Origin of the sequence: Streptomyces sp. RerS4, assembly GCF_023515955.1 — a bacterium.
GTDB lineage: Bacteria > Actinomycetota > Actinomycetes > Streptomycetales > Streptomycetaceae > Streptomyces.
In genome coordinates this window covers 4,597,414-4,617,977 of the sequence record NZ_CP097322.1, presented here as the reverse complement: position 1 = coordinate 4,617,977, position 20,564 = coordinate 4,597,414, and the positions used below count along the sequence as shown (strand labels likewise).

Here is a 20,564-nt window from a genome sequence, read left to right as displayed (position 1 = left end):
GGCTTGAAGAACCTCAGGCAGCCGCCGCCGCCATCGCGGCGCCCACGATGCCCGCGTCGTTCTGGAGCTCCGCCGGGACGATGCGGGCCCGGACGGCGTCCTCGACCAGCGGCAGGAACTTCTCCGGCTTGCGGCTCACCCCGCCGCCGATGATGAAGAGGTCCGGCGAGAACAGCATCTCCACATGCGCCAGGTACCTGCCGAGGCGGTGCGCCCAGCGCTCCCAACTGAGGTCGCCGTCCTCCTTGGCCTTCACCGACGCCCGCGTCTCCGCGTCGTGGCCCTTCAGCTCCAGGTGCCCCAGCTCGGTGTTCGGTACCAGTACGCCGTCGCGGAAGAGGGCGCTGCCGATGCCGGTGCCCAGGGTCAGCAGCAGCACCGTGCCCGCGACGCCGCGCCCCGCGCCATGGGTCACCTCGGCCACGCCGGCCGCGTCGGCGTCGTTGAGGACCGTCACCGGGCGGCCGTCGAGCCGGGAGGAGAGCAGGGCGGCGGCGTCCAGGCCGATCCAGCCCTGGTCGACGTTGGCTGCCGTGCGGGTGATGCCATTGGTGACCACGCCCGGGAAGGTGACGCCGACCGGGCCGCTCCAGTCGAAGGCGCCGACCACCTCGGCAACGCGGCCGGCCACCCCGTCGGGGGTGGCCGGCCGCGGAGTCAGTACCTTGTGGCGCTCCCGCGCCAGCTCACCGCGTTCCAAGTCCACGGGAGCGCCCTTGATGCCGGAACCACCGATGTCCACACCGAAGATCTGCATGGACTCACCGTACGAACGAGCCACGCCCGGAGCTACTCGTAGGCGCTGCTTCCCGGAGGCTTTCCGGGGGCTTTCCGGGGGCTTTCCGGAGCCTTACGCGCCTTCGGTGCCCTCGGCGACCAGGTCCGCCGCCTCCGCGCGCAGGTCGCGGCGCAGTTCCTTCGGCAGCGAGAAGGTGATCGACTCCTCGGCGGTCTTGACGATCTCCACGTCCGCGTATCCGCGCTGAGCCAGCCACTCCAGCACCTCTTCGACCAGGACCTCCGGCACGGAGGCGCCCGAGGTCAGGCCGACGGTGGTGACGCCCTCCAGCCAGGCCTCGTCGATCTCGCTCGCGAAGTCGACCAGGTGGGCGGCGCGGGCGCCGGCGTCGAGGGCGACCTCGACGAGGCGGATGGAGTTCGAGGAGTTCTTCGAGCCGACGACGATGACCAGGTCGGAGTCGGCGCCCATGACCTTGACCGCCGCCTGCCGGTTGGAGGTGGCGTAGCAGATGTCGTCGCTCGGCGGGGAGACGAGCAGCGGGAACTTGGTCTTCAGCGCGTCGACCGTCTCCATCGTCTCGTCGACCGACAGGGTGGTCTGCGAGAGCCAGACGACCTTGGACTCGTCGCGGACGGTGACCTTCTCCACGTCGTGCGGGCCGTCGACGATGGTGATGTGGTCCGGGGCCTCGCCGGAGGTGCCGATGACCTCCTCGTGGCCCTCGTGGCCGATGAGGAGGATGTCGAAGTCGTCGTTCGCGTAGCGGATGGCTTCCTTGTGGACCTTGGTGACCAGCGGGCAGGTCGCGTCGATCGTCGCGAGCCGGCCGCGCGCCGCCTCCTCGTGCACCACCGGCGCGACGCCGTGCGCGGAGAACATCACGATGTTGCCGGGCGGGACCTCCTCCGTCCGCTCGACGAAGATCGCGCCCTTCTTCTCCAGCGTCTGGACGACGTACTTGTTGTGCACGATCTCGTGTCGGACGTAGACCGGAGCACCGTACTGCTCCAGGGCCTTCTCGACAGCGATCACGGCTCGGTCCACGCCCGCGCAGTAGCCGCGCGGGGCGGCGAGCAGGACGCGGCGGGATGCGGAAGCGGGGGCGGGAGCAGTCATACGCTCCATCGTACGGGGGCCTCCAGCAGGCCGGACGTCCCCCGTCCGGCGGAGACTTGCAGGAACCCGACGGGAACCGGCCCGGAACCCGCCCGGAACCGGCCACGAACCCGCAGAACTCGACCGAACGTCCGTATCGGATATCCCCCGGAGGAACGATGGCATCCGCTACGGATTCCCGTACGCCCGCCCCCGCGGCGCTCCGGCGGAGTCTCGGCTTCCGGGACCTGGTCGTCTACGGACTGCTCTTCATCGCCCCCATGGCCCCGGTCGGGGTCTTCGGCACGCTCGACGCCAAGTCGCACGGGGCCGTCGCCCTCGTCTACCTCGTCGCGACCGTGGCGATGGCCTTCACCGCCTTCTCCTACGCGCAGATGGTGCGGGTGGCGCCGCAGGCCGGCTCGGTCTTCACCTACGCCCGCAAGGGGCTCGGCGAGGGGCCGGGGCTGATCGCGGGGTGGATGGCGATGCTGGACTACCTGCTGATCCCGGCGGTGGCGTACCTGTTCTCCGGGATCGCGATGCACGCGCTGGTGCCGGGGATCTCGCGGTGGGTGTGGACGGCGCTGGCCGTGGTGGTCACCACCGCGCTGAACCTGTGGGGCGTACGGGCGGCCGCGCGGGTGGGCTTCGCGGTGCTGGCCATGGAGCTCGTGGTGCTGGTGGTGTTCCTGGTGGCGGCGGTGACGGTGCTGGTCCAGGACGGGGCCCGGCGGGGGTGGCTGTCGCCGCTGACCGGGGACGGCTCGCTGGGGTTCAGCGTGGCGGCGGTGCTGGGGGCGGTGTCGGTGGCGGTTCTGTCGTACCTGGGCTTCGACGCCATCGCCTCCTTCGCGGAGGAGGTCACCGGGGGCAGCGCGCGCGTGGCGCGGGCGGTGCTGTTCTGCCTCGCCCTGACGGGGGTGCTGTTCATCGCGCAGACCTACCTGGCGGCGCTGCTGACCCCGCTCTCCTCGGCGGAGCTGGCGGCCGATCCGGCGAAGCAGGGGCCGGCCTTCTACGACTCCGTCGAGGCGTCGGTCGGGACGTGGCTGCACGACCTGGTGGCGGTGAGCAAGGCGGTGGGGGCGGCGTTCGCGGCGCTGGCCGGGCAGGCGGCGGCCGGGCGGCTGCTGTTCGCGATGGCCCGGGAGCGGCGGCTGCCGGGCGCGTTGGCCCGTACCTCGCACGGCACGCCCCGGGCGGCGCTGTTGGTGGCGGCGACGGTGACGCTGGTGGCGGCGGTGTGGGCGGCGCGGCGCGACGACGGGCTCGACCACCTGGTCTCGGTGGTGGACATCGGGGCGCTGGTGGCCTTCACGCTGCTGCACGCCTCGGTGGTCGGCTGGTTCGTGGTCAAGCGGAGTGGGGGCGCTCCGGTGTGGTGGCGGCACCTGGTGGTCCCGGTGCTGGGCGCGGCCGTGACGCTCGCGGTGATCGTCGAGGCCTCCCCGACGGCGCAACTGGTGGGGGCGGTGTGGCTGGCGGTGGGCCTGGCGGTGCTGTTCGCGCAGCGCGGCCGGCCGAGACCGCAGGGCGGCCCGGCCGGGGACCTGGCCGGGGACCCGGACGGCAGCCCGGCAGGCGGCCCAGCCGGCGGCGGCCCCGCCGCCTGAGACGCTGTCAGCGCAGCCCGTTAGCCTGCCTCCATGGCTCTGAATACGTCGGCGGACGCGCCGCTCCCGGTCGGTCAGGTGTCCCGGCTGATCGGCGGCTGGATCGACCGGCTCGGCCAGGTCTGGGTGGAGGGGCAGATCACCCAGCTCAACCGGCGGCCGGGGGCGGGGGTGGTCTTCCTGACGCTGCGCGACCCGTCGCACGACATCTCCGTCAGCGTCACCTGCTTCCGCCAGGTCTTCGAGGAGGTCGCGGACGTGGTCGGCGAGGGCGCGCGGGTCGTCGTCCTGGCCAAGCCGGAGTGGTACGCGCCGCGCGGGCAGCTGTCCCTGCGGGTGACGGAGATCCGCCCGGTCGGCATCGGGGAGCTGCTGGCCCGCCTGGAGCGGCTCAAGCGGTCGCTGGCGTCCGAGGGCCTCTTCGCCCTGGACCGCAAGAAGCCGCTGCCCTTCCTGCCGCAGCTGATCGGGCTGGTGGTCGGCCGGGCCTCGGCGGCCGAGCGCGACGTACTGGAGAACGCCCGGCGGCGCTGGCCGGCGGTCCGCTTCGAGGTGCGCAACGTGGCCGTGCAGGGCGTGCACGCGGTGCCGCAGGTGATCGAGGCCGTGCAGGAGCTGGACGCGCGGCCCGACGTGGACGTGATCATCGTGGCGCGCGGCGGCGGCAGCGTGGAGGACCTGCTGCCCTTCTCCGACGAACGGGTCGTGCGCACCGTCGCGGAGGCCCGTACGCCCGTGGTCTCGGCGATCGGGCACGAGCCGGACTCCCCGCTGCTGGACCTGGTCGCCGACCTCCGGGCCTCCACCCCGACGGACGCGGCGAAGAAGGTGGTGCCGGACGTCGGGGAGGAGCTGGAGCGGGTACGCCAGCTCCAGGGCCGGGGGCTGCGCGCCCTGCGCGGACTGCTCGACCGGGAGGAACGGGGCTTGGCGCACGCGCTCGCCCGGCCGGTGTTCGTGCACCCGCAGCGGATGGTCGAGACCCGGGAGGCGGAGCTGGAGGCCCTGCTCGGCCGCACCCGGCGCACCCTCGGGCACCTCCTGGACCGGGCCGATTCCGAGCTGGAGCACACCCTCGCGCGGGTCGTGGCCCTGTCGCCGGCCGCCACCCTGGAGCGCGGGTACGCGGTGCTCCAGCGGGCGGACGGTCACGTGGTGCGGGGGCCGGACGAGGTGGTGGCGGGCGACCCGCTGCGGGCCCGGGTCGCGGCGGGCGAGTTCGCGGTCACGGTCGCGGACGCGGTCGCGGAGCCCGACGCCACGACGGAGTGACGCCGATGTCGAAGCGCGGCGGCAACAATCTCGATGCGTTCGACGCGTTCGACGCGTTCCACGCAACACACACCCACGATCGATGGAGCGGATACGGGAATGGCTGAAACCGATACGGCGCTGGGATACGAGCAGGCTCGCGACGAACTCATCGAGGTCGTCCGCAAGCTGGAGGCCGGCGGCACCTCCCTGGAGGAGTCACTCGCCCTCTGGGAGCGCGGCGAGGAGCTGGCGCAGGTGTGCCGGCACTGGTTGGAGGGGGCGCGGGCGCGCCTGGACTCGGCCCTGGCGGCCCGCGAGGCGGCCACCGAAGGGGATTCGGCCGGCCGCGAGGAGTGATTCAGGCCACCTCCCACCCCATTTTAGTTGAAATTTCATCTACTTTCGCCGTAGAGTTCAGGACATCGCGCTTCACCTCCGTACAGAAGAAGGCTTTTCGATGTCTCTCGTTCTCGACGCCGCCGCCCAGGACCTGCTCTTCCGCGAGGCCCGCACCGCCAACTCGTTCTCCGACGAGCCGGTGACCGACGAGCAGGTCCAGGCCATCTACGACCTGGTGAAGTTCGGCCCCACCGCCTTCAACCAGACCCCGCTGCGCATCACCCTCGTCCGCTCCCCCGAGGCCCGCGAGCGCCTCGTGAAGCACATGGCCGAGGGCAACCAGGCCAAGACCGCCGCCGCACCGCTGGTCGCGATCCTCTCCGCGGACAACGAGTTCCACGAGGAGCTCCCCGCCCTGCTGCCGCACTTCCCGCAGGCCAAGGACGCGTTCTTCGCCGAGCGCCCGGTCCGCGAGCACTCCGCGCTGGTCAACGCCGCCCTCCAGGCCGCGTACTTCATCGTCGGCGTCCGCGCCGCCGGCCTGGCCGCCGGCCCGATGACCGGCCTGGACTTCGCCGGCGTGCAGAAGGAGTTCCTGGACGCCGACCACACCCCGCTGATGGTCGTCAACATCGGCAAGCCGGGCGAGAACGCCTGGTTCCCGCGCTCCCCGCGCCTGGAGTTCGACCAGGTCGTCACGACGGTCTGATCTCCCCGCGTGAACGCGAGAGAGGCCGCCCGCCCCGGAACCCCGGGGCGGGCGGCCTCTCTCGCGTGCCTACGGCGTCTGCGCGCCCTGCTTGAACTCCAGCGCCGCCGCCATCTTCGTCAGCTGCTCGAAGGAGGCCGTGCCCGTCACCACGGTCACGTAGCCCTGCTCCTGGCGGACCAGCGCGTCGTACTTCTCGCCGTCCCAGCGCTCCCACGCCCGGTCGCCGATCCGCTCGGTCTGCCCGGTGGCCGTCGCCTTCTGGGTGACCCGGCCGATGTACTTCTCCGAGGTGTCGGTGGACTGCTCCACCGCCACGTACTCCCTGTCCGGATCCTGGAAGCCCAGGTGCCAGGAGTTCGCGTTCTTGCGTTCGTAGGTCACCGACGTCGCCCGCCACTCCTGGGGCAGCCCCATGGGGACCGCCACCGGGTACGGGGCCGCGCGTCGTGCCGTCAGGGTCTCGACCCGGTAGTCGACCGTGCGCGTCGGGTCGGCGTCTTCGTCGTGCGGGATGAAGAGGTAGATCCCCGCCACGACGACACCGATCACCGCCAACGAGCGGACCATGTCCCAGACCGTCTGCTTGCCTTTCATACCTGCCACGCCCCCATCGTCCCGCATCGCCGCGGGCGATCACCGACGGGGTCCGGCGTGGCGGGCGCGGCGCGGGAGCCATACGGGCCGGGCGCGGCGCAAGATGTCCGCTCAGGCCAACGGAACAACCGATATTCCGCTCATACGTGACCCGCCCTGCTCAATATGTCGACGTACCGATAGAGTTTCAGCACCCTCACATCCCGGCCGTCGTCGTACAGAAAGGTGCGCTCCGATGACCGAGCACAACCTGCCGCCCCAGCTCGAAGTCTCTCCCGAAGCCCCCGACCGCAACCTCGCCCTCGAACTCGTACGGGTCACCGAGGCCGCCGCCCTCGCCGCGGGCCGGTGGGTCGGTCGCGGCGACAAGCTCGGCGCCGACGGCGCCGCGGTCAACGCGATGCGCACCCTGATCTCCACCGTCTCGATGAACGGCGTCGTCGTCATCGGCGAGGGCGAGAAGGACGAAGCTCCGATGCTCTTCAACGGCGAGCGGGTCGGCGACGGCACGGGCGCCGAGGTCGACATCGCCGTGGACCCGATCGACGGCACCACCCTGAACGCCAAGGGCATGCCGAACGCGATCGCCGTCCTGGCCGCCGCCGAGCGCGGCTCGATGTTCGACCCGTCCGCGGTGTTCTACATGGAGAAGCTCGTCACCGGTCCCGAGGCCGCCGACTTCGTGGACATCAACGCCCCGGTGTCGGTCAACATCCGCCGGGTCGCCAAGGCCAAGAACATGGCCGTCGAGGACGTCACCGTCGTCATCCTGGACCGTCCCCGCCACGAGGGCATGGTCAAGGAGATCCGCGAGACGGGCGCCCGCATCAAGTTCATCTCGGACGGCGACGTCGCGGGCTCGGTCATGGCGGTGCGCGAGGGCACCGGCGTCGACCTGCTCCTCGGCATCGGCGGCACCCCCGAGGGCATCATCTCGGCCTGCGCCATAAAGTGCCTCGGCGGCACGATCCAGGGCAAGCTGTGGCCGAAGGACGAGGCCGAGCGGCAGAAGGCCCTCGACGCGGGCCACGACCTGGACCGGGTCCTGCACACGAACGACCTGGTGTCCGGCGAGAACGTCTTCTTCGTCGCCACCGGCATCACCGACGGCGAGCTGCTGCGCGGCGTTCACTACCGCTCGGAGACGGCGACGACGTCCTCGCTGGTCATGCGCTCGAAGTCGGGCACGATCCGGCAGATCGACTCCACGCACCGCCTGTCGAAGCTGCGCGCGTACAGCGCGATCGACTTCGACCGCGCGAAGTAGGGCGGCGGGAGCGGCTCAGGCCGGTGGAGGTACGACGGAGGGGCGGTCCCGGTGCGGGGGACCGCCCCTCCGTCGCGTTCGAGGCGTACCAGGTGCTTCAGGCAGTCAGGTGCTTCAGGCAGTGGGGAACGCCGCGCTCAGCCGGCCGCGGCGACCTGGCCGGGCGTGCCCGCGCCCGGGAGCAGTTCGGCGGCCCTACGCCGCCTGCGGCCCAGCACCACGCGGCGCTCGGCGGCGGTGAGGCCGCCCCACACGCCGTAGGGCTCGGGCTGGAGCAGGGCGTGCTCGCGGCAGGCGACCATCACCGGGCATCGGGCGCAGACCCGCTTGGCGGCCTCCTCGCGGGCGAGTCGGGCCGCGGTCGGTTCCTTGGACGGTGCGAAGAAGAGTCCCGCCTCGTCCCTGCGGCACACCGCCTCCGCGTGCCATGGGCCGTCCTCCGCCCGGTCCGCCATCCGCGGCTTCGGCACGGCGGCCGGGCGCGTCTGAAAGCTCTGGACGGCGGCTGCCTGCAGGGACTGATGCGGCGGATGCGGCACGGTCTACTCCTGACGACGTATACGCGAGCGAGACACGATGCACCTGTCCCTACCCGCTGTGCGTGCCCCTATGCACTGTGTGCCACCGGGGGCGGGAGGTTCGACCGAAATACGACGCCCGCGCGAGGCGGGTGTGCGTCGGGTGCCGGGCGCGTTCGCGGACGCCGCGCCTCAGCCCTGGCGGCGCCCCCGGAGCCGGTGGGCGAGGTCGACGAGGCGGGCGCCGAGCTTGGGGTGGGCCTCGATGTTGCCGAGCAGGGAGAAGCCGCGGACGATCACGACGGGCGCCTGGGGGTCGATGTCGGCGCCGGCTTCGCCGCGCACCTCGAAGTTGCCGAGGACGCCGGTGCCGTAGCCGCGCAGGGTGACGTTCTCCGGGACGAGCACCTCGACGTTGCCGAGTACGCAGGTCACGTTGATCTCGGTGACCTGCTGCTCGAAGACCGCCTCGGTGAGGTCGAGGGTGATGTCGCCCATGACGGAGACCGCGCGGGTGCGGGGACCGGGGCGCCAGCGGCCCTTGCGGGCGGCACTGCTGCACACCGCGACGACGTTCTCGGCGGGGCCGGCCAGGGCCGGCGCCGCGGTGGGGTGGGCGGCGGGGGCCGGGCGGGCGCCCGTACCGGCGGGGAGATCGCGTACGAGGACGTCGAGCTCGCCCACCGTCTTGCGGGAATAGAGCGAATCGAGCCGTTCCGCGTGTTCGTCGGAGGTCAGGCGGCCCTCCGCGAGGGCGTCGGCGAGGATGTGCGCGATCCGGTCCCGGTCGGCGTCGGAGGCGCGCAGCTCCGCGGGAGCGGCGGGGGCGGGGGCATCGGCGTGCTTTTCCAGGTCCACGTCACCCAGCATAGCGAGACACGATAGATCGCGATACTGCCGAGTGAGCCTTACCTCACAAACACAGTCGCGCCGGGACGTTCTACGCTGGTGAGTCGCGCTGCCAATTGGTCGTCAGCGCCGTCTGCCGAGTGAGGAATGGCCACCACATGCCGGAGTTCGCGTACACCGACCTGCTGCCCCTGGGCGAGGACACCACCCCCTATCGGCTGGTGACCTCGGAGGGCGTCTCGACCTTCGAGGCCGACGGCCGTACGTTCCTCAAGGTCGAGCCCGAGGCGCTGCGCAAGCTCGCCGAGGAGGCCATCCACGACATCCAGCACTTCCTGCGCCCCGCGCACCTCGCGCAGCTGCGTCGCATCATCGACGACCCGGAGGCGTCCTCGAACGACAAGTTCGTCGCGCTCGACCTCCTCAAGAACGCGAACATCGCGGCGGCCGGCGTGCTGCCGATGTGCCAGGACACGGGCACGGCGATCGTCATGGGCAAGCGCGGCCAGAACGTCCTCACGGAGGGCGGCGACGAGGCGGCCCTCTCGCGCGGCATCTACGACGCGTACACCCGCCTGAACCTGCGCTACTCGCAGATGGCCCCGCTCACCATGTGGGAGGAGAAGAACACCGGCTCGAACCTGCCCGCGCAGATCGAGCTGTACGCGACCGACGGCGGCGCGTACAAGTTCCTCTTCATGGCCAAGGGCGGCGGCTCGGCCAACAAGTCCTTCCTCTACCAGGAGACGAAGGCGGTCCTCAACGAGGCCTCCATGATGAAGTTCCTGGAGGAGAAGATCCGCTCGCTCGGCACGGCGGCCTGCCCGCCGTACCACCTGGCGATCGTCGTCGGCGGCACGTCGGCGGAACACGCGCTGAAGACGGCGAAGTACGCCTCGGCCCACTACCTCGACGAGCTGCCCACGGAAGGCTCCCCGCTGGGCCACGGCTTCCGCGACCTCGACCTGGAGCAGCAGGTCTTCGAGCTGACGCAGAGGATCGGCATCGGCGCGCAGTTCGGCGGCAAGTACTTCTGCCACGACGTGCGCGTCGTGCGCCTGCCGCGCCACGGCGCGTCCCTGCCGGTCGCCATCGCCGTGTCCTGCTCGGCGGACCGCCAGGCCACCGCGAAGATCACCGCCGAGGGCGTCTTCCTGGAGCAGCTGGAGCGGGACCCGGCGCGCTTCCTGCCGGAGACCACCGACGCGCACCTGGACGAGTCGGCGGACGTCGTCTCCATCGACCTGAACCAGCCGATGGACGAGATCCTCGCGACGCTGACCAAGCACCCGGTCAAGACCCGGCTGAGCCTGACCGGTCCCCTGGTCGTGGCGCGCGACATCGCGCACGCCAAGATCAAGGAGCTGCTGGACTCGGGCGCCGAGATGCCGCAGTACCTGAAGGACCACCCGGTCTACTACGCCGGCCCCGCCAAGACCCCCGAGGGCTACGCCTCCGGCTCCTTCGGCCCGACCACGGCCGGCCGGATGGACTCCTACGTCGAGCAGTTCCAGGCGGCGGGCGGCTCCAAGGTCATGCTGGCCAAGGGCAACCGCTCTCAGCAGGTGACCGACGCGTGCGCCGCGCACGGCGGCTTCTACCTCGGCTCGATCGGCGGCCCGGCGGCGCGCCTCGCGCAGGACTGCATCAAGAAGGTCGAGGTCCTGGAGTACGAGGAGCTCGGCATGGAGGCGGTCTGGAAGATCGAGGTCGAGGACTTCCCGGCGTTCATCGTCGTGGACGACAAGGGCAACGACTTCTTCCAGAACCCGGCCCCGGAGCCGACGTTCACCCACATCCCGGTCCGCGGCCCGGGTCTGTAGCCCGTCGGAAGCCGACCGTTCACCCCGGTGCGCGAGGATGCCCGTATGACTGTGTCGTCCTCACCCCGTACCGCCCGCGCCGCCCGGGTGGTCGCGCACCGGGGGGCTTCCCACGCGTACCCCGAACACACCATCGAGGCCTATCGGCAGGCCATCGCCGACGGGGCCGACGCGCTGGAGTGCGACGTACGGCTGAGCGCCGACGGGCGGCTGGTGTGCGTGCACGACCGGACGGTCGAGCGGACCTCGGACGGGCGCGGGGTGGTCTCGGCCCTGACGTACGAGGAGCTGGCCGCGTTCGACTTCGGCGGCTGGAAGGGCGAGGCGCACCGGGGCGCGCGGGTGCTGCTCTTCGAGGACCTGCTCAAGGAGGCGCTGGCCGCCGACCGGCCCGTCGGGCTGGCCGTGGAGACCAAGCACCCCACCCGCGCCGGCGGCCGGCTGGAAGCCGAGCTCGTGCGGGTCCTGAGGGACCACGGGCTCGCGGACGGCTCCGACGGGCGCGTCGAGGTGATGAGCTTCTCCCGCAACGCGCTGACCCGGCTGCACCGGTTGGCGCCCGGCCTGCCCGCCGTCTACCTGATCGAGCGGCAGCTGCGCGCCCCGCGCCCGCCGTTCGCCACGCACGCCGGGCCCGGCATCGATCTGGTGCGGCGCGATCCCGGGCTGGTGGGGCGGCTCAGGGCGAAGGGGCTGGCGGTGCGGGTGTGGACCGTGGACGAGCCCGAGGACGTGGAGCTGTGCGTACGGCTCGGGGTGGAGACGATCATCACCAACCGGCCCCGTCAGGTGCGGGAGCAGCTCGAAGCCCTGTGAGACACCCGGCCGGAGCGCTCCGGCCGGGTGTGGGGGTGACGGGTGGCGGTGCGGGTTACGCGAAGCGCTGGTTCGCCGAGCCGTTGCAGGGCTGGAGGCGCAGGGGGTCGTGGGCGGCGGCCACGGTCAGGCACATGCCCGGGGCGGCGGCGGGGCGCAGGGTGGCGCCGTCGCGGACGAACCGCTGGTTGGCGGCGCCGTGGCAGTTCCAGAGGATCAGGGCGGTGCCGGCCCCGTAGCCGGCTCCGGGGACGTCCAGGCAGCGGTCGTGGGTGAGTTCGACGTGGACGGACTTCTGCGCGGCGTCGTACCACCAGCCCTGGTTGCGTCCGCCGTGGCAGTCCCAGCCGACGACCTTGGTGTTGTTGGCGCTGGAGCCGCCGAAGGTGTCGAGGCAGTTGCCGGTGGCCTCGTTCTTCAGGGGCCGGTAGAGGTCGTCCCAGGCCCCGGCCTGGAGGACGGGGGTGCCGGTGCTCGCCGGGTCGGCGCAGGAGGCCTCGCGCAGGCCGGAGTCGTAGAGCTGGGTCAGGCAGGACGCGAAGGCGCCGTGGCCGCGCTGGTTGGGGTGGAAGGACTGGCGGGCGGTGTTCTCGTCCCACGGGAAGTGGTCGCCGAGGTCCAGGTAGAGGCCGCGGGCCCAGGCGTCCTCCATGCAGACCTCGTGCCCGTGGAAGAGCCGGGAGTTGTCGAGGTAGAGGGCGCCGGAGTTGCGGGCGGCCTCGCGCATGCCCTTCTCGAAGGTGGGGACGGCGTAGTCGCGGCCCCAGGTGGCGTCGGAGTCGTAGCCGGCGCAGCCGCCGGGGAGTTTGCCGGGGAAGTTCGGGTTGTCGTGGAAGTCGGGGCCGATCGGGCTGGGGTAGCCCATGACCACGAGCTTGTAGTCGGAGTCGGCGTAGCCGGCTCCGCGCATGACGGTCTTGAGGTCGGCGACGGTGGCCTCGACCTTGGGCCTGAGGCCGTCGACGCGGGCCTGCCAGCCGGGGGCGTACTTGGGTTCGCAGGTGCCCTGGCTGAGGACCCACCGGGTGACGCAGTCGGTCATGACGGGGCCGAACTGGAGGTCGTCGTTGGCGCCGGCGACCAGCAGCACCATCTTGATCCGGGTGTTGCGGGCCTTGATGGCGAGGCTGTCGCTCTGCACGAGTTCGTCGGCGTACTGCTTGCTGCCGCCGATGCGGATGTTGCCCGTGTAGCCGCCGGAGCAGGCCACGTTGAAGGTCAGGTCCGCCGGGATGCCGGTGCGGTGGATCGCGGAGTCCGGGGAGCGGTGGCACTGGTTGTTCGGGGTGTTGGTGGCGGGGTCGTAGTTGCCGACGCCCTCGCCGGAGATCTCGCTGTCCCCGAGGGAGATGAGGCCGGTCTTGCGGTTCGCGAGCGGGCGGATCGCGGGGTCGCCGTAGATCCGGGTGGCCTCGGCCGCGCGGATGGCCTCCAGTTCGGGCGACAGGGGCGTGATCGCGCCGGTGGCGGCGGAGGCCGCCTGGGCCATGGGGGTGATGGCGGTGACGCCTCCGAGGGCGGCCGCGATGGCCGCGACCACGGCGAAGGTAGATCTGAGCCTGGGTTTCGTACGGGCATGTGCCATGAACGCCTCCCCGATGTCGGTGTTACCACCGGTATTTACTGGCCAGTAGGGGAGATGGGAACAGTGCTGACAAGACAATTGCTCAAGTTTCTGAGGAGGCCACGAACATGACCGATGATCAGCAGGCCGAGCGGTACCGGATCGAGCACGACTCCATGGGCGAGGTACGCGTCCCCGCGCACGCCAAGTGGCGGGCCCAGACGCAGCGCGCCGTCGAGAACTTCCCGCTCTCCGGGCAACGCCTGGAGCGCGCGCACATCGCGGCCCTGGCCCGCGTCAAGGCGGCGGCGGCCCTGGTCAACGAGCGGCTGGGGGTGATCGACGCGGACGTCGCGGGGGCGATCCGCGCCGCCGCCGCCGAGGTCGCGGAGGGCCGTTGGGACGAGCACTTCCCGGTCGACGTCTTCCAGACCGGGTCCGGGACCTCGTCCAACATGAACACCAACGAGGTGATCGCCACCCTGGCCACCGAGCGGCTCGGGCGCGAGGTCCACCCCAACGACCACGTCAACGCCTCGCAGAGTTCCAACGACGTCTTCCCCTCCTCCATCCACATCGCCGCGACCGCCGCCGTCACCGGCGAGCTGATCCCGGCGCTGGAGCACCTCGCCGCCGCCCTGGAGGACAAGGCGGGCGAGTTCGCCGGCGTGGTCAAGGCCGGGCGCACGCACCTGATGGACGCCACCCCGGTCACCCTGGGCCAGGAGTTCGGCGGGTACGCCGCCCAGGTCCGCCACGGCGTCGAGCGACTGCGCGCGGCGCTGCCGAGGCTCGCCGAACTGCCGCTGGGCGGCACGGCCGTGGGCACGGGGATCAACACCCCGCCCGGGTTCTCCGCCGCCGTGATCGCGGAGGTGGCGGCGGCGACGGGGCTGCCGCTGACCGAGGCGCGCGACCACTTCGAGGCCCAGGGGGCGCGGGACGCGCTGGTGGAGACGTCGGGCATGCTCCGTACCGTCGCCGTCTCGCTCACGAAGATCTCCAACGATCTGCGCTGGATGGCCTCGGGGCCGCGCACCGGATTGGCCGAAATCAATCTGCCGGATCTCCAGCCGGGGTCCTCGATCATGCCCGGGAAGGTCAATCCGGTCGTCCCGGAGGCCGTGTTGATGATCGCCGCGCAGGTGATGGGCAACGACGCGACGGTCGCCGTGGCGGGCGCGGCGGGCAACTTCGAACTCAACGTGATGCTGCCCGTCATGGCCCGGAACCTGCTCGAATCGATCCGGCTGCTCGGCAACGGCAGCCGGCTGCTGGCCGACCGTACGGTGGCCGGGATCACCGCCAATGTGGAGCGGGCCAGGGAGTACGCCGAGTCCTCGCCCTCCGTGGTGACCCCGCTGAACCGCTACATCGGCTACGAGGAGGCCGCCAAGGTGGCCAAGCGGGCGCTCGCCGAACGCAAGACGATCCGGGACGTCGTCCTGGAGTCGGGCTACGTCGACCGCGGCGCGCTGACGCTGGAGCAGCTGGACGAGGCCCTGGACGTCCTGCGCATGACCCGACCGTAGGAGGCGGCGCGAGGGCGCGAAAGGGCGGGGAAGGGCGGGGAAGTTCCCCGGACAGGGGCCGAATCCGGTCGTTTACGCTCCTCGGACCCCTCCGTGACCTGCACCGCAGCATCCGCGCCGGCGCCCGCCCTAAGATCTGCGCATGACAGGTACCGACAGGTCCGGGGGCGGCGCCGCCCGGCACGACGTACGGGACGCCGCGCCCGGCGGCCACTGGACGCCCGGGGAGCAGATCCTGTGGCGGTACCGCGACAGCGCGCCGGGCATCGACGGCCGCATCCACATCTGCCGCCCCGTGACCGTCGTCGAGGACACCGACGAACTGCTGGCCGTGTGGATGGCGCCCGGCACCGAGTGCGTCAAACCGGTGCTCGCCGACGGCTCCCCCGTGCACCGGGAACCGCTGGCCACCCGCTACACCGCGCCGCGCACCACCACCCGGTCGCACTGGCACGGCGCGGGCGTGCTGAAGCTGGCCCGACCCGGCGAGCCGTGGTCGGTGTGGCTGTTCTGGGACCGGGGCTGGCACTTGCGCAACTGGTACGTCAACCTGGAGGCACCACGCGTCCGGTGGACCGGCGGGGTGGATTCCGAGGACCATTTCCTCGACATCGCCGTCTATCCGGACCGCAGTTGGAGGTGGCTCGACGAGGACGAGTTCGCCCAGGCGCAGCGCAGCGGACTGATGGACGCCCGCCGGGCCCGGCGGGTCGAGGAGGCGGGGCGTGCGGCGGTGGGCGTGATCGAGGCGTGGGGCTCGCCGTTCCGCGACGGCTGGCAGCACTGGCGACCGGATCCGGCCTGGGACGTTCCGGTTCTGCCGGAGGACTGGGACCGCACCCCGGCGCATATGACCTCATGAGACCCTTGATGCGCCCCCGGGGTGCAACCGTAGGATCGGCCTCCGCTGGTCGTACGTGCCGCGCCCCCTGGGCACCGTAACCACAAATCACCTGTGGCGACCGGTACTTGAGCAGGGGTCGACGCGGAACGAGAGGTAACGAGGGGGACGCGGAAACCCGGGGTGGTGGTGCCCCGGCCGCTGAGCGGGTATACCGCGACTGACCGAGTTGTGTGCAGCGCACATCGAGCGCAAACGGACGGAATTCCACGCGTGACGGAGTACCCCACCTCTCAGGAGGGCCCGCAGCCCGCCGGTCCCTCCGGCGGAGGCACGGACGAGGCAGGCCACGGCAAGGCCCCGATCGCGGCCGCCGAGGCCGTACGCACGCATGCTCAGGTTCCGGTCGCCGGGCAGGGCGGCGCCTCCGCCGAGGTCCCGCGCCCGCGCGGCGCCGTCGGCCCCCTGGAGGGCTCCCGGGGCTCCGCCCACGGCCCGGCCGACGCCGGCGCCGCCGACGGGCTGACCCGGGACGGCGAGGCCGCCCGCAACGCGGGCCGGCGCGGGGCGACCTGCCCGCCGGCGGCGGCATCGGGGCGGCGGGCGGCGGGATCGGCGCGGCGGGCGGCGGCGAGGTCGGCGTGGCCCGGCGCGAGGGCGACCGGCTACGGTTCGTCGGCGCCGCGACGCGGCGGATCGCGCGCGGCATCGACCTCGACGAGATCGTCCTCGGGCTGTGCCGGGCGACGGTGCCGACGTTCTCCGACGCGATCCTCGTCTACCTGCGCGACCCGCTGCCCGTCGGTGACGAGCGGCCCGTCGGCGCGGTCGTCTTAAGGCTGCGGCGCACCGACCGGCTCCGGCCGATCGACGACCTGACCGACGGCGGCGAGGGCGCCGGGGCCGCGGGGACCCAGGGCGAGCTCGACTTCAGCCAGCTGCCGCTGGTCGGCCCGCAGGGTGACCTGCCGGCCTCCGAGCTGTGCGAGATCCGGCCCGGCGGGGACCTCGCCGAGGTGCTGCGCGGCGTACGGCCCGTGTTCGGGTCGGCGGCCGGGGCGAAGGGCGCGCTGCCCGAACTGCTGGGCGCCGAGCATCCCGTACCGCGCGGTCAGCGGGCCATCCTCGCGCCGCTGCGGGGCCGCCGGCGCGTCATCGGCGCGGCGGTGTTCCTGCGTACCCCCGAGCGCCCCGCCTTCGAGCAGAACGACCTGCTCGTGGCCGCCCAGCTGGCCACCCACACGGCGCTGGGCATCGACAAGGCGGTGCTGTACGGCCGCGAGGCCTACATCGCCGACGAACTCCAGCGCACGATGCTGCCCGACGGCCTCCCCCAACCCACCGGCGTCCGCCTCGCCTCCCGCTACCTGCCGGCCGCCGAGACGGCCCGGGTCGGCGGTGACTGGTACGACGCCATACCGCTGCCCGGCAGCCGGGTCGCCCTGGTCGTCGGCGACGTCATGGGGCACTCCATGACGTCGGCCGCGATCATGGGCCAGCTGCGCACCACCGCGCAGACCCTCGCCCAGCTGGACCTGCCGCCGGCCGAGGTGCTGCACCACCTCGACGAGCAGGCGCAGCGGCTCGGCTCCGACCGCATGGCCACCTGTCTGTACGCGGTGTACGACCCGGTCTCGCACCGGATCACCATCGCCAACGCCGGCCACCCGCCGCCGGTGCTGCTGCACCTGGGCGGTCGCGCCGAGGTGCTGCGCGTACCTCCGGGCGCCCCGATCGGCGTCGGCGGCGTGGACTTCGAGGCCGTGGAGCTGGACGCCCCGGCCGGGGCCACGCTGCTGCTGTACACGGACGGGCTGGTGGAGTCGCGGCTGCGGGACGTGTGGACGGGCATCGAGCAGCTGCGCGAGCGGCTGGCGACCACCGCGCAGCTGACGGGGCTGGACCACTCGCCGCCGCTGGAGGCCCTCTGCGACGACGTCCTGGACATGCTGGGCCCCGGCGACCGGGACGACGACATCGCCCTGTTGGCCGCCCGCTTCGAGGGGATCGCGCCCAGCGACGTGGCGTACTGGTTCCTGGACCCGGAGGAGACCGCTCCGGGCCGGGCCCGCCGCTTCGCGCGGCGCGCGCTGGTCCGCTGGGGGCTGGAGGAGCTGAGCGACTCGTTGGAGTTGCTGGTCAGCGAGGTGGTCACGAACGCGGTGCGGTACGCGGAGCGGCCCGTGACGCTGCGGCTGCTGCGCACGGACGTGCTGCGCTGCGAGGTCGGCGACGACTCCCCGCAGTTGCCGCGTCAGCGCCGGGCGCGGGAGACCGACGAGGGCGGGCGGGGCCTGTTCCTGGTCAACCGCCTGGCCCGGCGGTGGGGCGCGACCCGGCTGAGCAGCGGCAAGGTGGTCTGGTTCGAGCTGGCGCTGCCGGGAGCGCACGAGCGGCGCTGAGCGCGACCCCGAACATGACGGTGCCCCGCGGCGTGATCGCTGCGGGGCACCGTCATGTGGGCTGCCGGACCGGGCTGCCGGGCTACCGGACTACCGCAACAGCGGCCCGTCCGGGTTGACCGGCGGCGTCGGGTCCTTGGTCGGCGGCGTCGGCTTGCCGGTCGGCGGGGTCGGCTTGCCCGTGGGCGGGGTCGGCTTGCCGGTCGGCGGCGTCGGGTCCGGCTTGCCGGAGCTGCCGCTCGGGTCCGGCGTACCGGACGGACGGGTACCCGAGCTGGACGGCGTCGGGCTGGCCGAGCCCGTCGGGCCGGTCGACGGGACCGCGCTGCGGGTCGGGGCGACCGGGGTGCCCATCTTGGCGTCCGACAGGTCGAACTGGCCGGTGGTCTGGCCCTTGAGCGCGGCGGTGGTGTACGCCTGCCAGATCTGGGCGGGGAAGCTGGAGCCACCCGCGCGGCCGAGGCCGGCCGTACCGGTCAGGGTGACCTGGTTGTGCGAGGTGGGGTCCTCGCCGAACATCGCGACGACGGTGACGAGCTCCGGGGTGTAGCCGGTGAACCAGGCGGCGACGTTCTTCTCGGTGGTACCGGTCTTGCCGGCGGCCTGGTAGGCGGAGCTGCGCACCGCCTTGCCGGAGCCCTCCTCGACGACGCCGGTGAGGACCTTGGTGACGGTGTCGGCGGTCTCGCGCTTGATGACCTGCGCGCCGATCGGGTTGACCGGCTTGAACTCGCCGTCCTTGTGCTCGGCCTGCTTGACGATGGTCGGGGTGATCTTCTTGCCGTGGCTGCCGAGGGTGGCGTAGACCCCGGCCATCTCCAGGGTGTTGGCGCTCATGGTGCCGAGCGACATGGCGGGCTGGTCGGCGCCCCAGCCGGGGCGGTCGACCATGCCGAGCGCGAGGGCCGTCTTCTTCACGGCCTGCGGCTTGGCGTCGACGATCATCTGGGCGTAGACGGAGTTCACGGAGGAGTTGGTGGCCTCCTGGACCGTGATCATCGGGTCGCCGTAGTTGATGTCGTCCTGGTTCTGCGGGGCGAAGGCGGTGTTGCTGCCCGTCACGGGACGCTTGCTGGTGCCGTCGTAGAGCGCGTTCGGGGTGATCAGGCGGCCGTCCTGGGTGGTGGCCGCGGTGTCCAGGGCGGTGGCCAGCACGATCGGCTTGAAGGTCGAGCCGGGCTGGTAGTCGGTGCGCAGGGCGTTGCTCTCGGCCTTCTCGGCCAGGCCCACGCCGCCGTACATGGCGACGATCGCGCCGGTCTTGGCGTCGACGGAGGTGGCGCCGGCCTGGACGCTCTGGTCCTGCGGGCGGTCCTTGGTGTTCTTGCGCTCCAGCTTGGATTCCAGCTCGTCCTGGACGGCCTTCTCCAGGGCGGCCTGCTTCTTCTTGTCGACGTTCAGGGTGATCGTCCAGCCGCCGGCGGCGATGTCGGCGTCCTTGATGCCCTGCTTGTTCAGCTCGTCGTTGGCGGCCTGGACCAGGTAGCCCTTCTGCCCGTCCATGCCCGGTCGGGGCTTGGGCTTGATGGGCTCCTGGAACTTCAGCTCCTTGCGCTTGGCCGCGTCCAGCTTGCCCATCTCGACCATGTTGTCGAGGACGGCGTTGAAGCGGATCATGACCAGTCGCTTGCCGTTGGGGCCGGCGGTCGCCCAGTCGTACTGGCTGGGGGCCTGGATGACGGCGGCCAGGTAGGCGCCCTGCTCCAGGGTCAGCTTGTCGGCGTCGACGCCGTAGTAGGCCTGGGCCGCGGCCTGGATGCCGTAGGCGTTGCGGCCGTAGAAGTTGGTGTTCAGGTAACCGGCGAGGATGTCGTTCTTCTGCATCCGCTGGTCGACCTTCAGGGCGATGACGAGCTCGCGGAGCTTGCGCGTCGGCGACTGGTCCTGGGTCAGGTAGTAGTTCTTGACGTACTGCTGGGTGATCGTGGAACCACCCGCCTTGCCCTTGCCGGTCGCGGTGTTGAAGAGACCGCGGGCGACACCGATCACGTCGATGCCGCTGTCCTGGTAGAACGTCTTGTTCTCGATGGCGATGAACGCGGTCCGCACGTCCTCCGAGATCTTGTCGATCGAGACGATCTCGCGGTTCATGCTGCCCGTGCGGGCCATGACCGAGCCGTCGGAGTACTTGTACGTGTTGCTCTGGAGGACCGCGCCCTCGTTCGGGTCGGTGGGCTCGTTCACCGAGAAGTAGAGGATGAACGCGCCGGCCACGAGGAGCAGGAGCCCTCCGAGGAACGTGCCCAGGATCGTCTTCCAGTTGACGAAGCGACGTATGCCGCTGCGCTTGCCGGACGACTTGCCCTGGCGCCCTCCCGGCTCCTTCCGCGCACCGCGCTGCTGTTGCGCTCGTCGCGCGTCTGCTCGGCCCATCGCTCCCGCTCCGCTCGATTACCCCCCCGACGTCAGCTCAGAAAACTAACACCGCAGGCTGTGACAAAGGTTGCTTAACCCTGATCAATATCGGTCAATTCGGACGTGACAATCAGCACCCACGTCACTGGAACCGACGCCCATAAGACCAGAAGGGTTGCGGCGAGGCCATAAAGTGATATCACTTTGATAGAGGCGTCGGTCGGCCACGACCGGACGCGAGTGAT

The 20,564-nt window shown here is 71.7% G+C and carries 17 protein-coding genes; 10 read left to right on the top strand and 7 right to left on the bottom strand.

Features of this window, described 5'->3' with window-relative positions:
- Positions 1-13: 13 nt before the first annotated feature.
- The gene (gene ppgK, locus M4D82_RS21565; RefSeq protein WP_249767603.1) at positions 14-757 is read right to left on the bottom strand and encodes a polyphosphate--glucose phosphotransferase; all 744 of its coding nucleotides are present in this window, start codon (positions 755-757) and stop codon (positions 14-16) included.
- Between the two features lie 93 nt (positions 758-850).
- Entirely contained in the window at positions 851-1,867 is a 1,017-nt protein-coding gene (locus tag M4D82_RS21560) for a 4-hydroxy-3-methylbut-2-enyl diphosphate reductase (RefSeq protein ID WP_249767602.1), read from the bottom strand.
- A gap of 149 nt (positions 1,868-2,016) precedes the next feature.
- Here M4D82_RS21560 and M4D82_RS21555 point away from each other — a divergent pair, with 149 nt between their 5' ends.
- The 4 genes from M4D82_RS21555 to M4D82_RS21540 all read left to right on the top strand — a co-directional run bounded on the left by M4D82_RS21555 (position 2,017) and on the right by M4D82_RS21540 (position 5,755).
- On the top strand, positions 2,017-3,453 hold the full coding sequence (locus M4D82_RS21555) for an APC family permease (RefSeq protein WP_249767601.1): 1,437 nt from the start codon (positions 2,017-2,019) through the stop codon (positions 3,451-3,453).
- A gap of 33 nt (positions 3,454-3,486) precedes the next feature.
- Positions 3,487-4,725, top strand: a complete 1,239-nt coding sequence (xseA, locus tag M4D82_RS21550) for an exodeoxyribonuclease VII large subunit (RefSeq protein WP_249767600.1) — start codon at positions 3,487-3,489, stop codon at positions 4,723-4,725.
- Between the two features lie 99 nt (positions 4,726-4,824).
- Positions 4,825-5,064: an exodeoxyribonuclease VII small subunit gene (locus tag M4D82_RS21545; RefSeq protein WP_249767599.1), complete on the top strand. Its 240-nt coding sequence runs from the start codon at positions 4,825-4,827 to the stop codon at positions 5,062-5,064.
- Between the two features lie 100 nt (positions 5,065-5,164).
- The gene (locus tag M4D82_RS21540) at positions 5,165-5,755 is read left to right on the top strand and encodes a malonic semialdehyde reductase (protein ID WP_249767598.1); all 591 of its coding nucleotides are present in this window, start codon (positions 5,165-5,167) and stop codon (positions 5,753-5,755) included.
- 69 nt (positions 5,756-5,824) lie between these two features.
- On the opposite strand, the gene M4D82_RS21535 is transcribed toward M4D82_RS21540, so the two are convergent.
- Complete coding sequence (locus tag M4D82_RS21535; RefSeq protein WP_249772025.1) at positions 5,825-6,352, bottom strand: DUF4245 domain-containing protein; 528 nt, start codon at positions 6,350-6,352, stop codon at positions 5,825-5,827.
- Positions 6,353-6,587: 235 nt separating this feature from the next.
- Between M4D82_RS21535 and glpX the strand changes: the two genes are divergently transcribed.
- Positions 6,588-7,619, top strand: a complete 1,032-nt coding sequence (gene glpX / locus M4D82_RS21530) for a class II fructose-bisphosphatase (RefSeq protein ID WP_249767597.1) — start codon at positions 6,588-6,590, stop codon at positions 7,617-7,619.
- A gap of 137 nt (positions 7,620-7,756) precedes the next feature.
- On the opposite strand, the gene M4D82_RS21525 is transcribed toward glpX, so the two are convergent.
- Positions 7,757-8,158 (bottom strand): WhiB family transcriptional regulator, encoded by a 402-nt coding sequence (locus M4D82_RS21525; RefSeq protein ID WP_249767596.1) that lies wholly within the window; start codon positions 8,156-8,158, stop codon positions 7,757-7,759.
- Between the two features lie 171 nt (positions 8,159-8,329).
- On the bottom strand, positions 8,330-8,995 hold the full coding sequence (locus M4D82_RS21520; RefSeq protein WP_249767595.1) for a DUF1707 SHOCT-like domain-containing protein: 666 nt from the start codon (positions 8,993-8,995) through the stop codon (positions 8,330-8,332).
- 149 nt (positions 8,996-9,144) lie between these two features.
- On the opposite strand from M4D82_RS21520, the gene M4D82_RS21515 reads away from it, so the two are divergent.
- A complete protein-coding gene (locus tag M4D82_RS21515) occupies positions 9,145-10,809 on the top strand; it encodes a fumarate hydratase (RefSeq protein ID WP_249767594.1) in 1,665 nt (554 codons plus the stop codon).
- Positions 10,810-10,854: 45 nt separating this feature from the next.
- Complete coding sequence (locus M4D82_RS21510; RefSeq protein WP_249767593.1) at positions 10,855-11,625, top strand: glycerophosphodiester phosphodiesterase; 771 nt, start codon at positions 10,855-10,857, stop codon at positions 11,623-11,625.
- A gap of 55 nt (positions 11,626-11,680) precedes the next feature.
- On the opposite strand, the gene M4D82_RS21505 is transcribed toward M4D82_RS21510, so the two are convergent.
- A complete protein-coding gene (locus M4D82_RS21505; RefSeq protein WP_249767592.1) occupies positions 11,681-13,210 on the bottom strand; it encodes a ricin-type beta-trefoil lectin domain protein in 1,530 nt (509 codons plus the stop codon).
- Positions 13,211-13,317: 107 nt separating this feature from the next.
- Between M4D82_RS21505 and M4D82_RS21500 the strand changes: the two genes are divergently transcribed.
- The 3 genes from M4D82_RS21500 (at position 13,318) to M4D82_RS21490 (ending at position 17,964) form a co-directional block, all read left to right on the top strand.
- Entirely contained in the window at positions 13,318-14,721 is a 1,404-nt protein-coding gene (locus M4D82_RS21500) for a class II fumarate hydratase (RefSeq protein ID WP_249767591.1), read from the top strand.
- Between the two features lie 142 nt (positions 14,722-14,863).
- Entirely contained in the window at positions 14,864-15,583 is a 720-nt protein-coding gene (gene fomD, locus M4D82_RS21495; RefSeq protein WP_249767590.1) for a cytidylyl-2-hydroxypropylphosphonate hydrolase, read from the top strand.
- A gap of 212 nt (positions 15,584-15,795) precedes the next feature.
- Entirely contained in the window at positions 15,796-17,964 is a 2,169-nt protein-coding gene (locus M4D82_RS21490; RefSeq protein WP_502988976.1) for a SpoIIE family protein phosphatase, read from the top strand.
- Between the two features lie 90 nt (positions 17,965-18,054).
- On the opposite strand, the gene M4D82_RS21485 is transcribed toward M4D82_RS21490, so the two are convergent.
- The gene (locus M4D82_RS21485) at positions 18,055-20,337 is read right to left on the bottom strand and encodes a transglycosylase domain-containing protein (RefSeq protein WP_249767588.1); all 2,283 of its coding nucleotides are present in this window, start codon (positions 20,335-20,337) and stop codon (positions 18,055-18,057) included.
- Positions 20,338-20,564 lie beyond the last annotated feature (227 nt).